The 12,328-nt window shown below is 71.0% G+C and carries 11 protein-coding genes; 7 read left to right on the forward strand and 4 right to left on the reverse strand.

Going from position 1 to position 12,328, the window contains the following annotated elements; all coding sequences use genetic code 11:
- Nucleotides 1-630 (reverse strand): ACP S-malonyltransferase (locus ACJA3G_RS16725; RefSeq protein WP_406553783.1); only part of this gene is annotated, 630 nt, incomplete at its 3' end.
- Nucleotides 627-1,076 carry a 4'-phosphopantetheinyl transferase superfamily protein gene (locus ACJA3G_RS16730; protein WP_406553784.1) on the reverse strand — a complete coding sequence of 150 codons (450 nt, stop codon included), beginning with the start codon at nt 1,074-1,076 and terminating at the stop codon, nt 627-629. The genes ACJA3G_RS16730 and ACJA3G_RS16725, both read right to left, overlap by 4 nt.
- A 451-nt stretch (nt 1,077-1,527) precedes the next feature.
- Between ACJA3G_RS16730 and ACJA3G_RS16735 the strand changes: the two genes are divergently transcribed.
- The 7 genes from ACJA3G_RS16735 to asnB all read left to right on the forward strand — a co-directional run bounded on the left by ACJA3G_RS16735 (nt 1,528) and on the right by asnB (nt 9,852).
- Nucleotides 1,528-1,992, forward strand: coding sequence for an acyl-CoA thioesterase (locus ACJA3G_RS16735; protein WP_406553785.1), 465 nt, complete (start codon nt 1,528-1,530; stop codon nt 1,990-1,992).
- 70 nt (nt 1,993-2,062) lie between these two features.
- On the forward strand, nt 2,063-3,463 hold the full coding sequence (locus tag ACJA3G_RS16740; protein WP_406553786.1) for an FAD-binding oxidoreductase: 1,401 nt from the start codon (nt 2,063-2,065) through the stop codon (nt 3,461-3,463).
- A complete protein-coding gene (locus tag ACJA3G_RS16745; protein ID WP_406553787.1) occupies nt 3,460-4,947 on the forward strand; it encodes a flavin-containing monooxygenase in 1,488 nt (495 codons plus the stop codon). Before ACJA3G_RS16740 ends, ACJA3G_RS16745 begins: the two co-directional genes overlap by 4 nt.
- 34 nt (nt 4,948-4,981) lie before the next feature.
- Entirely contained in the window at nt 4,982-5,995 is a 1,014-nt protein-coding gene (locus tag ACJA3G_RS16750; protein WP_406553788.1) for an alpha/beta hydrolase, read from the forward strand.
- A gap of 35 nt (nt 5,996-6,030) precedes the next feature.
- Nucleotides 6,031-7,446, forward strand: a complete 1,416-nt coding sequence (locus ACJA3G_RS16755; protein WP_406553789.1) for an aldehyde dehydrogenase family protein — start codon at nt 6,031-6,033, stop codon at nt 7,444-7,446.
- A 43-nt stretch (nt 7,447-7,489) separates the two neighbouring features.
- Complete coding sequence (gene panD, locus ACJA3G_RS16760; RefSeq protein WP_406553790.1) at nt 7,490-7,909, forward strand: aspartate 1-decarboxylase; 420 nt, start codon at nt 7,490-7,492, stop codon at nt 7,907-7,909.
- 98 nt (nt 7,910-8,007) lie between these two features.
- Nucleotides 8,008-9,852 (forward strand): asparagine synthase (glutamine-hydrolyzing), encoded by a 1,845-nt coding sequence (asnB, locus tag ACJA3G_RS16765; protein ID WP_406553791.1) that lies wholly within the window; start codon nt 8,008-8,010, stop codon nt 9,850-9,852.
- A gap of 80 nt (nt 9,853-9,932) precedes the next feature.
- On the opposite strand, the gene ACJA3G_RS16770 is transcribed toward asnB, so the two are convergent.
- A complete protein-coding gene (locus ACJA3G_RS16770) occupies nt 9,933-11,753 on the reverse strand; it encodes an AMP-dependent synthetase/ligase (protein ID WP_406553792.1) in 1,821 nt (606 codons plus the stop codon).
- A gap of 5 nt (nt 11,754-11,758) precedes the next feature.
- Nucleotides 11,759-12,328: helix-turn-helix domain-containing protein (locus ACJA3G_RS16775; protein WP_406553793.1), on the reverse strand; the 570-nt coding region annotated here is incomplete at its 5' end.

Consider the following 12,328-nt stretch of genomic DNA (forward strand, 5'->3'; position numbering starts at 1 on the left):
GGCCGGTGCCATCAGGGGGGAGTGGTAGGCCCCGCCCACCGCGAGCTGGCGGGCCCGCAGTGCGCCCAGGGCCTGCGCCCGTTCGACGACGCGCCGTACCGCCGGTGTGCTGCCGGAGACGACCGCCTGGCGGGGGGAGTTGACGTTGGCGACCGCCACCAGGTCCGGGTCGGCGCACTCCTCGCGGCACATCCCGCGGATCAGGTCCAGGGGAAGTCCCACGATCGCGGCCATGGACCCCGGGGACAGGCGGGCCGCGTCGCGCATGGCCCGGCCGCGGCAGGAGACGAGCCGCAGCGCGGTGTCCAGGTCCAGGCACCCGGCGGCGTACAGGGCGGTGAACTCACCGAGGCTGTGCCCGGCGACGTAGGAGGGCTGCCAGCCCTGGGTGCGCAGCCGGGCCAGTGCGGCGGCCGACCAGACGAAGACCAGGACCTGGGCGATCTCGGGGTCGGTGAGGGTGCGGGCGTCGGCCGTGGACATCAGCTCCGCGACCGGCAGGCCCGTCACCTCCTCGGCGCGGGCGACGATCCGCCCGCCCAGGTCCCCGAACCGGTCGATCTCCCGGCCCATGCCGGGGAACTGGCTGCCCTGCCCGGGGAAGAGGAAGGCCGTGGGGGCGCCGCTCATGGTGTGGTGCCTTCGGGCTCGTCCGGTGTGGTGCCCGCGGGCTCCTCCGGTGTGCGGGCGGCGGCCCATGCGGCGGCCATGTCGTCGCCGAGGTCATGTGCGCCGCCCACCATCTCCACCCCGCGGTCGGCGGCCCAGTGCTCCAGTTCGCCGTGCAGGCGCACCGGCCAGGTGGTCTCGCCGGGGGTGACCTCGACCTCGATGTCCTTGAAGGCCGCGTCCATCGGCAGTCCTCCGACGGCCTTGACGACGCCTTCCTTGACGCCGAACGCCTTGCCGAGGAGCCGTTGGTGCGGTGTGTCCGTGCCGGCGTGGTCCTCGGCGGTCCGGCGTTCGGCCAGGGTGAAGACGCGTTGCAGAAGCTCCCCCTTGGTCCGGGCGACCGCCAGGTCCCATCGGCACAGGTCGACCAGGTCGATGCCCGCCGCATGGACGTCCTGGGGCATCGTTGCGCGAAGAATTTCTGACATTTCCATCGACGACTCCTGTCGCTGCGCGATGGTCGGGGGAATGAAGGAACGGGCGGAGAAGAGCAGGAATTCGCAATCGAATTCAGATTCCGGATGGTTGCCGGTGTCCCGTCCTGAGATTGAAGCTAGATTCCGTCCCGCATTCGTGTCAACCGATCTGTCGCGGTTGTCTCATTTTCTTGCCGGACGTGAAAGGGCTCTTTTCCGGACCGGTAAGGAATGACAGAACTCTGTAAGATTTGGCAGCTCAACGTCATGGTGGAGGGCGCTGAGTAATCCTTTTCGAGCCCTGTTGACGGGCCTCTCGGAATATGCCTAGCCTGCTGATGTCGATGCGGCTCATTTCCGCATTTCGGTGCTCGTCGAGGAATTCTGCATTCCTCCGGGCCTGCCTTTCCTGAACCCCTGTGAGAGAAGAGAGGCGTTCATGCCGCGCTGGGTTGAAACGGTTTCCGCCATCGAGGGCTGGAACCACATCGATACAACCGCCCGCGTCCGCTGGGGCGAATGCGATGTGCAGGGCCACGCCTACTACGCCAGCTACGTCCCCTGGTTCGACCTGGGCCGCGAGGCGTTCGCACTGGCCGTGGGCGTCGACTTCTGGAACTACACCATCACCACGACGAACTTCCGGGCGCGCTTCCACGAGCCGGCCAAGTACCTGGACGACCTGACCATCCGGACCTGGGCCGTGACCCCGAGGCGCCACCTCGAGTGCCACTACGAGATCTACCGCACGAGCGGCGGACGCCTCCTGGCCGAAGCCCACTCGGTGCACTCGCTCGTCGACCCCGCCACCGGTCGGCTGATGCGCGCCACCGATGAACTCCACGACAAGTTCGAGGAGTTCATGGAGCGCCGCCGTGCCGAGGCGGCTGCGGCCCGCGCCTGACCGTCACGACCGGCGGCAGCCCTGCCGCCGCCCTTCCCCCTCACCGCCGAACGCCCCAGGAGGCAAGGCAATGACTTCCCCCGCCCTCGAGCAGCTGCGTGCCGCACTGCGAGGACAGCTGATCACTCCGGCGGACCCGGAGTACGACACCGTGCGCCGTGTCTTCAACGCGATGATCGACCGCCGCCCGGCGCTGATCGTGCGCTGCCTCGGCACTGCCGACGTCCTTGCGGCTCTGGCGTACGCCCGCGAGGCGGGCCTTCCTGTCGCGGTGCGCGGCGGCGGGCACAGCATCGCGGGCCACGGCACCTGCGACGGCGGGCTCCTCGTCGATTTGTCGCTGATGCGCGCGGTGCACGTCGACCCCGCGCGCCGCACCGTGCGCGCCCAGGCCGGAGCGACGCTCGGTGACGTGGACCGTGAGTCCCAGGTCCACGGCCTCGCCGTACCCAGCGGCCAGGTCTCCGAGACCGGCATCGCGGGCCTCACTCTCAGCGGCGGGATGGGCATGCTCCAGAGGAAGTACGGCCTGACCTGCGACAACCTGCTCTCTGTGGATATGGTCACGGTGAACGGGGAGCTCGTGACCGCCAGCGCCGAACAGAACACCGAGCTGTTCTGGGCCGTACGCGGCGGCGGAGGCAATTTCGGCGTCGTGACCTCCTTCGAGTACCGCGCCCACCTCGTGGGGCCGATGATGCTGGCCGGCATCGTCGCCTACCCGGTCGAAGAGGCCGCCGCGGTCCTTGAGTTCCTGCACGACGAGATCGCCGCCACCCCCGACGAACTCAGCACCGACGTCGTCTTCCTGCGGGTGCCGCGGCTGGAGTTCTTCCCCGAGGAGCACCAGGGCCGCCCCGTCGTCGCTTTCTTCCTGCGCTACGCCGGTGACGTGGAGGAGGGCTGGGAAGTGGTGCGCCGTTTCCGCGAGTTCGGCGAGCCGCTCATCGACGCCATCGCTCCCATGCCGCTGGTCCACGTCCAAGCGATGCTGGACCCCGCCAACCCGCGCGACCACCAGCAGTACTGGACCAGCGAGTTCCTGCCGAGGTTCGGTCCCGCCGAGCGGGAGACGGTCGCGCGCATCGGTGCCGACCTCCCCTCGCCCGAGACCGTCCTCCAGGTCATCCCCTTCGACGCGGAGCCGACCCGGATCCCCGCCGACGCCACCGCCTTCGCCCACCGGGAGGAGAGCTGGCTCATCCACATCGTGGGCCAGTGGGCCGACCCGGCCGACAACGACCGGTGCCGGTCCTGGGTCCGCGAGGCGGGGGCCGACCTGCGCGCCTTCGGAACAGGCGCCGCCTACCTCAACCTGCTCAGCGAAGACGACGCCGACATGCGGGTCAGCGCGTTCTGGAACGACACCCGGCTGCGCCGCCTCGCCAAGGTCAAGGCCCAGTACGACCCGGACAACCTGCTCCGCTTCAACCACAACATCCCGCCCTCCCCGGCCAGGGAGGAACGGTGAAAGGCCGCACGGCCGGCCGCCGTATACGGGTCGCCGTCGTCGGAGCGGGCTTCGGGGGACTGGGCGTGGCCATGGCCCTCAAGCGGGCCGGACATGATGACTTCGTCGTCCTCGACAAGGCTGACGACATCGGCGGCGTCTGGCGGGACAACACCTATCCCGGCGCGGCCTGCGACATCCCCGCCTCCCTCTACTCGTACTCCTTCGGCCCCCGCTACCCGTGGTCGCGGCGGTACGCCCCACAGGCCGAAATCCTCGACTACCTCCGCTCGTGCGTCGCCGCCCATGCCCTGGACCCCCATCTGCGCCTGGGGCAGGAGGTCACCGACGCGGTCTTCGACGACGCCCGGCTGCTGTGGCGGCTGCGCACGGCGGCGGGAGAGACGATCGAGGCGGAGGTGTTCGTCGCCGCCTGCGGCCAGCTGAACCGACCGGTCGTGCCCCGCATCCCCGGGGCGGAGCGCTTCGGCGGACGCGCCTTCCACTCGGCGCGCTGGGATCACGGCCACTCCCTGCACGGCCGCAGGGTCGCCGTCATCGGCACCGGCGCCAGCGCCCTGCAGATCGTTCCCGCCATCGCCGACCAGGTGGAGCACCTCACCGTCTTCCAGCGCTCAGCGCCCTACGTCGTCCCCAAGTGGGACCGTACGCTTCCCACCTCGCACCGCCTGCCCCGCCCGGTGCGGGACGTCCGGCACAAGGCTGCGCGGCTGGGCTGGTGGCTCTTCAACGAATCCCTGGTCAGCGGGCTCACCCGGCGCTCGCCCACCGCGGGGCTGACCCGGCGCGGCAGCCAGGCCCAGCTCACCCAGCAGCTCACCGACCCCGAGCTGCGGGCACGTCTCACCCCCACCACCGAAATCGGATGCAAGCGCGTCGGTATCTCCAGCACCTACTACCCGGCGCTGCAGCGACCCGACGTCACCCTGGTGACCGAGCCGATCACGGAGATCACGGCAACCGCGATCGGCACCTCCGACGGCGCCCGGCACGAGGTCGACACCATTGTGTACGCGACCGGGTTCGCCGCGACCGACTTCCTGGGACCGCTGCGGGTGAGCGGACGGCGCGGCGCGCAGCTGTCGCACGAGTGGAGTGAGGGCGCCCGCGCCCACCTGGGGATGACGGTGCCGGGGTTCCCCAACCTGTTCCTCGTCTACGGCCCCCACACCAATATCGGCGCGGGATCGGCCGTCTACATGATCGAGAGCCAGATCCGCTACATCAAGGCAGCCGTCCTCGAACTGGCGAAAGGTACCCGGTCCTTCCTCGAAGTGCGCCCCGAGGTCGCCGAGGCCTTCGACGCCGAGATGACCCGGCGCACCCGGCGCTCGGTCTGGGCGACCTGCACCAGCTGGTACCGGCACTCCTCCGGCCGGGTGACCAACAACTGGCCCGGCCAGACGGTGGAGTACCGCCGCAGGACCGCGCGCCTCAACCTGGCCGACTTCCGCCCGGCCCTGCCACGGCCGCGCCGGCCGTGACCTCGCGCCCGTCTCCCTCACCGCAAGGAACGCCATGACCCTGCACCAGGAAGAACCGCCCCCCTCACCATCGCAGGCGGACTCGGAAGCCGTCCTGGACGCGCTGCGTGAGCAGGGCTTCCCGCCGCTGGAAAGCGCCGATGTCCCCGAACTGAGGTTGCTGGTCGGCCGGTTGCGCCGATCCCAGGGCGCTCCGGAACCGGTGGCTCACGTCCTCGGTACGTTCGTCCCGGGACCGGCGGGCATGCTGCCGGTACGGGTGTACCAGCCCGAGCCGCGCTCCGGGCCCCGCCCGCTTTTGGTGTTCTTCCACGGCGGCGGTTGGGTCGCGGGCGACCTCGACCTGGTCGACCGGCCGCTGCGGCGGCTCGCCAACGCGACCGGTGCCGTCGTGGCCAGTGCCGGCTACCGGCTCGCCCCCGAAACCCAGTTCCCCGGGCCCACGCACGACGCCTACGCGGCCCTGTGCGCGCTCGCCGCCCGCGCGGCCGAGTTCGGCGCCGACCCCGGCCACCTCATCGTGGCGGGGGAGAGCGCCGGGGCGAACCTGGCCGCCGCGGCATGCCTGACGTCCCGCGAGGAAGGCGGACCGCGACCCGCGCTGCAGATCCTCATCTGCCCGCCGCTCGCCCCCGCGCGGCACACCCACTTCGCGTCCTACCGGGACAAGGCCGACGGCTATCTCAATACCCGGGCCGCGATGGAGCGGTTCTGGGACCTGTACGTGCCCGACGCGGACGCGGCCCGCAGCCCGCTGGCCGCCCCGCTCCTCGCCGACGACTTCTACGGGCTGCCCCCCGCGCTCATCCTCACCGCCGAGCACGACCCCCTGCGGGACGAGGCGGAGGAGTACGCGCGGCGGCTGGAACGTGACCAGGTGCCCGCGACGGTGAGCCGGATACCCGGAGCCCTGCACATCTTCTTCCTGCTCCCGCACCTCACCGCCTTCCGGGCCGCGCTGTGCGACATCGAGCGCGCCGTGCGCGGCCATCCGCCCACCGCGCCGTGGACCCGGCCGGGCCCGCGGCGGCACGGCGCGCCGTCATGACCACCCCCACCCCGCCCTCAGGAAGGGGCACCGACATGCACCACCGTCACCTCTACATCGACGGCGCCTGGACCAGCTCCACCTCGCGCACCGACATCGACGTGATCGAGCCGGCCACCGAGAAGGTCATCGGCTCCGCACCCGGCGGCACCCCCGAAGACGTCGACACCGCGGTGTACGCGGCACGGCGGGCCTTCACCGACTGGGCCGGCACCCCCGCCCAGCACCGAGCCGCGTATCTGCGCACGGTGGCCGACGGCATCGAGCGCCGCGGACCGGAACTCGCCGAGCTGATCACCCGCGAGGTGGGAACACCGATCGGCTTCGCCCGCACGGCCCAGGTCGGCCTCGCGGCTCTGGCCTTCCGCACCGCGGCCGAGGTGGGTGAGTCCTACCCGTACGAACAGCACCAGGCCCCCTCGCTCCTCATCCGCGAACCGTTCGGCGTCGTGGGCGCCATCACACCGTGGAACTACCCGCTGTACCAGGTCGCCGCGAAGGCCGCCTACGCGCTGGCGGCGGGCAACACGGTGGTGCTCAAACCCAGTGAACTGGCGCCCCTGAGCGTCTTCGCCCTCACTGAGATCATCGACGCAGCCGGTCTCCCCGCCGGGGTCTTCAACCTGGTGAGCGGTGTCGGAGCGGTGGTGGGCCAGGCGCTCGCCGCGCACCCGGACGTCGACTTCCTCTCCTTCACCGGCTCCACAGAAGTGGGCAAGACGGTCAGCCGGGCCGCCGCCGGCACGGTCAAGCGGCTCGGCCTCGAACTCGGCGGCAAGAGCCCCACGGTGATGCTCCCGGATGCCGAGGTCAGCGAGGTCGTGCCCCGGGCCGTCGCCGCCGCCCTCCTCAACAACGGACAGACCTGCTGCGCTCTGACCCGCCTCGTGGTGCCCCGCGACCGCAAGGACGAGGTCGAACGGGCCGCCGCCCAGGCGGCCGGGGCGATGCGGGTGGGCGACCCGCTGCTGCCCGCCACCCAGCTGGGCCCGCTGGTCTCCGCCGGGCAGCGCGACCGGGTGCGCCGCCACATCCAACGGGCCCAGGGCCAGGGCGCGACCCTGATCACCGGCGGGGCGGAGCCCTTGGAGGACCTGCCGTACGGGTACTACGTACGCCCCACGGTCCTGTCCGACGTCACCACCGAGATGGACGCGCAGCACGAGGAGATCTTCGGCCCGGTGCTGGTGATCGAGTGCTACGACGACGAGGACGAGGCCGTCACCCTGGCCAACGCCACGCCCTATGGACTCGCCGCCGCGGTGTGGTCGGCCGACTCCGACCGCGCCCTGGCTGTGGCCCGGCGCATCCGTGCCGGACAGGTCGAGATCAACGGCGGCGGCTTCAACCTCCGTGCCCCGTTCGGCGGTTACAAGCAGTCCGGGAACGGCCGTGAACACGGCGTCTTCGGGCTGGAGGAGTTCCTCGAAGTCAAGTCCGTCCAGCTCTGAACCCTTCCTTTCCCCACCCCCGTAGAGACAGGAAACCGCTCCCATGCTCCGTACCATGTTCACCGCCAAGATCCACCGTGCCACCGTCACCCAGGCGGACCTCCACTACGTCGGCTCCCTCACCCTGTGCGCCGACCTCATGGATGCCGCGGGCCTGCTGCCGGGCGAGAAGGTCGACATCGTCGACATCAACAACGGCAATCGGCTCTCCACCTACCTCATCGAAGGCCCCCGGGGCTCCGGTGTGGTCGGCATCAACGGGGCCGCGGCCCGGCTCATCAGCCCCGGCGACCTCGTGATTGTCATCGCGTACGGGATGGTCGAGGCCTCGGAGGCTGCCAAGGTCGAACCCAAGGTCGTCTTCGTCGACGCGGACAACAAGGTGGTCTCCCTCGGAGCCGATCCGGCCGAGGCGACACCCGACGGGACCACCTTCCGCGGCGACCACGTCTTCGTCGACTAGTCCACCCTGCCCGCAACCACGACCGGGGCGGAAGGCGGCGACCTGACGCCGCCGCCTTCCGCCCCGGTGGCACTGCACGACCACCCCGGAGACAACAGATGTGCGGAATCACTGGATGGGTCTCGTACGAAGCCGACCTCACCGGACAGCGAGAGCCGCTGGAGCGGATGACGGCCACCATGACCGGCCGCGGGCCGGACGCGGGCGGCATCTGGATCGACCATCACGCGGCCCTGGGCCACCGGAGGCTGTCCATCATCGACCTGGCCGGCGGCGCCCAGCCGATGACCGCCGCCACCGCCGACGGCACGGTGGCGCTGACCTACAGCGGCGAGGTCTACAACTTCCGTGAGCTGCGCGCCGAACTGCGCGCCCGCGGCCACCGGTTCACCACGGCGAGCGACACCGAGGTGGTGCTGCGCGGCTATGTGGAGTGGGGCGACGCCCTCGTCGACCACCTCAACGGGATGTACGCCTTCGGCCTGTGGGACGGCCGCACCGAACGGCTGCTCCTGGTCCGCGACCGGCTCGGGGTCAAACCCCTCTACTACCACCCCACGCCCGACGGTGTGCTCTTCGGCTCCGAACCCAAGGCGATCCTCGCTCACCCGGACGTCCACCCCACCGTGGACCTCGACGGGCTGCGGGAGATCATGCTCGGTGTCAAGACACCCGGCGCCGCCGTATGGAGGGGCATGCGAGAGCTGCCGCCGGCCCACATGGCCGTGCTCGACCGCGCGGGGCTGCGCGAGCGCTCCTACTGGCAGCTGCGGGCCACCGAGCACACCGACGGCAGAGCGGCCACCGCAGGCCACCTGGCCGCTCTGCTCGAAGGTTCCGTACGAGAGCAACTGGTCGCGGACGTGCCGCTGTGCACCCTGCTCTCCGGCGGCCTCGACTCCAGCGCCATCACGGGGCTCGCCGCCCGGGAACTCGCCTACGGCGGCGAGGCGCTGCGCTCCTTCTCCGTCGACTTCGTCGGCCACCAGGAGCATTTCGTCCCCGACGGCCACAACGTCAGCCCCGACACCGCCTACGCCCGGGCCGTCGCCGACCACGTGGGCGCCCGCCACACCAACCTGGTCCTGGACCCGGCGGCCCTGGCCGACGAGGAGGTACGGCGCGCCTGCGTGGCCGCGCGGGATCTGCCCGTCGGGCGCGGCGACATGGACCACTCACTGCTGCTGCTCTTCCGTGCGGTGCGGGCGCACTCGACCGTCGCACTGTCCGGGGAGGGGGCCGACGAGATGTTCGGCGGCTACTGGTGGTTCCACGACCCCGCGATCAGCGCGAGCACGGGCTTTCCGTGGCTGACCGCAGCCACGGGCACTGTCCGTCAGGAGCGCGGGTTCCTGGCGCCCGACCTTCGAAGGTCGCTGGAGATGCCGGAGTTCGCCGAGCAGCGCTACCACGAGGCCGTCGCCGCGACTCCCTTCCTCGCCGGTGAGGGCGCGGAGCGGCGCCGGAGCCGGGAACTGCTGTACCTGCACCTCACGCGGAGCCTCGGCGGGATGCTCGACCGAAAGGACCGTTTGAGCATGTCTGCCGGCCTCGAGGTCAGGGTGCCGTTCTGCGACCACCGCATCGTCGAGTACGCGTACAACATCCCCTGGCCCCTGCACGTCAGCGACGGGCGGGAGAAGAGCATCCTGCGCGAGGCCACCCGCCCTGTCGTGCCGGAGGTCGTCCAGCGCCGCACCAAGAGCCCCTACCCCATGACGCAGGACATCCGCTACGTCGAGGCGTTGCAGCGGCAGGCGCGGGAGGTCTTGGGGGAGGGGGACGCGGCGGTCTTCGCCCTGGTGGACCGCCGGGCGGCGATCCGCGCCGCCGACACCCCGCTCGGCGCCTCCGCGAACGCACCCGGGCAGCGCCTCCTGCTGGAGAAGCTCCTCGACCTGCACGTCTGGCTCGGCCTGTACAAGCCCGAGCTGCTGATCTGACGAGGGAGGAACCCCGCATGCGGCGCACACGAGGAAGGCCCCGGTCACCGAACCGGGGCCTTCCTCATGTGCTGGCGGGTCTACTCGTAGAGGGCTTCGTACAGGTCACGGAAGCGGGCGTGCACGACGGGGCGCGCGACCTTCATGGAGACCGTCAGCTCTCCGGTCGCCATGCTGAGGTCACGGTCGAGTACGTGGAACGCCTTGGCGCGGAAGTACTCCTGCACGGTGGCGTTGGCGTGGTCCAGGGCCCTGTGCAGTTCCTCGATCAGGAGGGGGTGGGCGGCCAGTGCACGCGGATCGGTGGGCAGGGCCCGTTCGGCGGCCCACTGGGCTGCTCGCTCCGCGTCCAGCGTGAGCAGGGCGACCAGGTGCGGTCTGGCCTCTCCGTACAAGACCGCCTGCGAGACCAGGGGGTGGGCCCGCAGCTCCCGCTCCAGAGGGTGCGGGGTGACGGCCATGCCGTTGGAGAGCTGGATGAGTTCCTTCTTGCGGCCGGTCAGACGCAGATAGCCGTCCCGGTCCACTTCGCCCAGGTCGCCGGTGTGCAGCCAGCCGTCGTGAACGGCTCCGAACTCGCCCTCGTCATACCCCCAGTAGCCGTGGAAGACGTTCTCGCCCCGGATCAGGATCTCGCCGTCGTCGCTGATGCCTATCTCCACACCGGGCAGGGGTTTGCCGACGGTGCCCAGACGGTTGTCGTCAGGGGTGTTGGTGGTCGCCGCAGCCGCCGTCTCGGTCATGCCGTAGCACTCGACCAGGGGGAGCCCGCAGCCGACGAAGAAGGACAGGATGTCCGGGGAGACGGGTGCTCCCGACACCGTCGCGCGGCGCAGATTGCCGCCGAAGCGGTCGCGCACTTCGGCGAAGAGTGTCCTGTCGGCGTGGTCGAACCACTTTTGAAGCCCTGGTGGTACGGGTTCGCCAGCCGCCCGCATCCGGCGCACCCGCAGACCGGCGCGGGCGGCGTCGACGAGCTCGGTGCGTTCGGCGGGGGAGCGGGGGGCCAGGACCGAGCGGTAGATCATCTCCAGCGCGAGGGGGACGAGGGGGACGACGGCGGGCGCGGCGGCCCGCAGTTCGGCGGGCATGGTGTCAGGTGAGGTGCCGCTGAAACTGGTGAAGGTGTATCCGGCCCACCAACTGAGCAGTTGCATCAGAAGGGCGATGGTGTGGGGGCCGGTGACGACGAAGACGGTGCCGTTCGCGGTGTCCGCCTGGTCCGGTCGGCGCTGTGGAGGCGTGGGGTGGGCCCGTAGGACCGCCACGTAGTTGCCGTGGGAGAGGGCGCACCCCTTCTTCGGGCCGGTGGTTCCCGAGGTGTAGATGATGACCAGCAGGTCGTCGGGGGTGACCGCGGCCCGCCGTCGGGCGAGCGCGGCGGCGGGTACCGCATGGGAGCCGACGCGGCGCAGGCCGGCGAGCGTGGTCGGCGGGTCGGTGGTGCCGGGCTCCTCGCCGATCCCGGGCTCCTCGTCGATCACGATGATGTGGCGCAGACCCGGCAGTCCGGGCAGAGCGATGCGGAGTTTGGCGAGCTGTTCACTGTCTTCGCAGATCACCGCCTTGGCGTCGCAGTCGTTGACGACGTGGACGATCTCCTCGGGGACCGTGGTGGGCAGCAGGGACACCAGGACCAGTCCGCACGAGGCGGCGGCCAGCAGCGTCAGGGTCCACTCGGGGCGCAGCTTGCTCTGGATGGCCACCCGGTCACCGGGGGCGAGGCCGAGGGCCAGCAGCCCGCGGGCGATCTCGTCGCTCGCGTCGTGGGCCTGCGCGAAGGTGAGTTCGCGCGGTCTCCCCTCGGCGGTGCGCCAGCGATGGGCCGGAGCCTGGGGCCACCGTTCGGCGCCGTGCCGCGCGAGATTGGCGAGGGTGAGGGGCGTCCTGGGGGTTTCCATCGGGCTCACTCGCCTCCCGGTACGCGGCGGTGGGCGGGCTGCGTGTCCGGCTGGGTGTCGAGCATGTAGCCCTTGCCCCACACCGTCTTGATCACCAGGCCGAGTGGGGCGAGGCGTCGGCGCAGGCGCAGGACTCGTACGTCCAGGGCGTTGCGGCGGGGCATCTCGCCTTCGGGCCACATCCCCCGGGTCAGGTCCTCGCGGCTGACGGTGCCCCGGTAGGAGGCGAGCAGTACCCTGGCAAGATCGGCTTCGCCCTGGCCGAGCGGCACGGACTGCTCGGCGAAGTGGAGGATCCCGTGGTGATCGAGCACCGGGTTCCGGGGCGCTGCCCGCGCTTGCAGCGCGGCCTGCCGAGCCTGGACGTCCTGCGGGTCCGCGGGGGTGCGGATCCAGTCTTCCAGTTGGTCGACGCAGTGCGGGGGCGGCGCGGTCGGCGCGACGAGCAGCAGGCGGGGGACGCCTTGGGCGCGGCACTGGTCGAGTTGGTGCGACTGCTCGGGCCAGCGCAGGATGCGGACCGCACTGGACGGTGTGCGCGGCGCCGCCCCCGCACTGCGTCGACCAACTGGAAG

Source organism: Streptomyces sp. YS-3 (genome assembly GCF_045257485.1).
Classification (GTDB): Bacteria; Actinomycetota; Actinomycetes; order Streptomycetales; family Streptomycetaceae; genus Streptomyces.

What these genes read in the sequence shown, in the direction of transcription:
- ACJA3G_RS16730 (WP_406553784.1), bottom strand. Translation starts at nt 1,076, where the DNA reads ATGCCCCAGGACGTCCATGCGGCGGGCATCGACCTGGTCGACCTGTGC.
- ACJA3G_RS16735 (WP_406553785.1), top strand. Translation starts at nt 1,528, where the DNA reads ATGCCGCGCTGGGTTGAAACGGTTTCCGCCATCGAGGGCTGGAACCAC.
- ACJA3G_RS16740 (WP_406553786.1), top strand. Translation starts at nt 2,063, where the DNA reads ATGACTTCCCCCGCCCTCGAGCAGCTGCGTGCCGCACTGCGAGGACAG.
- ACJA3G_RS16750 (WP_406553788.1), top strand. Translation starts at nt 4,982, where the DNA reads ATGACCCTGCACCAGGAAGAACCGCCCCCCTCACCATCGCAGGCGGAC.
- ACJA3G_RS16755 (WP_406553789.1), top strand. Translation starts at nt 6,031, where the DNA reads ATGCACCACCGTCACCTCTACATCGACGGCGCCTGGACCAGCTCCACC.
- panD (WP_406553790.1), top strand. Translation starts at nt 7,490, where the DNA reads ATGCTCCGTACCATGTTCACCGCCAAGATCCACCGTGCCACCGTCACC.
- asnB (WP_406553791.1), top strand. Translation starts at nt 8,008, where the DNA reads ATGTGCGGAATCACTGGATGGGTCTCGTACGAAGCCGACCTCACCGGA.
- ACJA3G_RS16770 (WP_406553792.1), bottom strand. Translation starts at nt 11,753, where the DNA reads ATGGAAACCCCCAGGACGCCCCTCACCCTCGCCAATCTCGCGCGGCAC.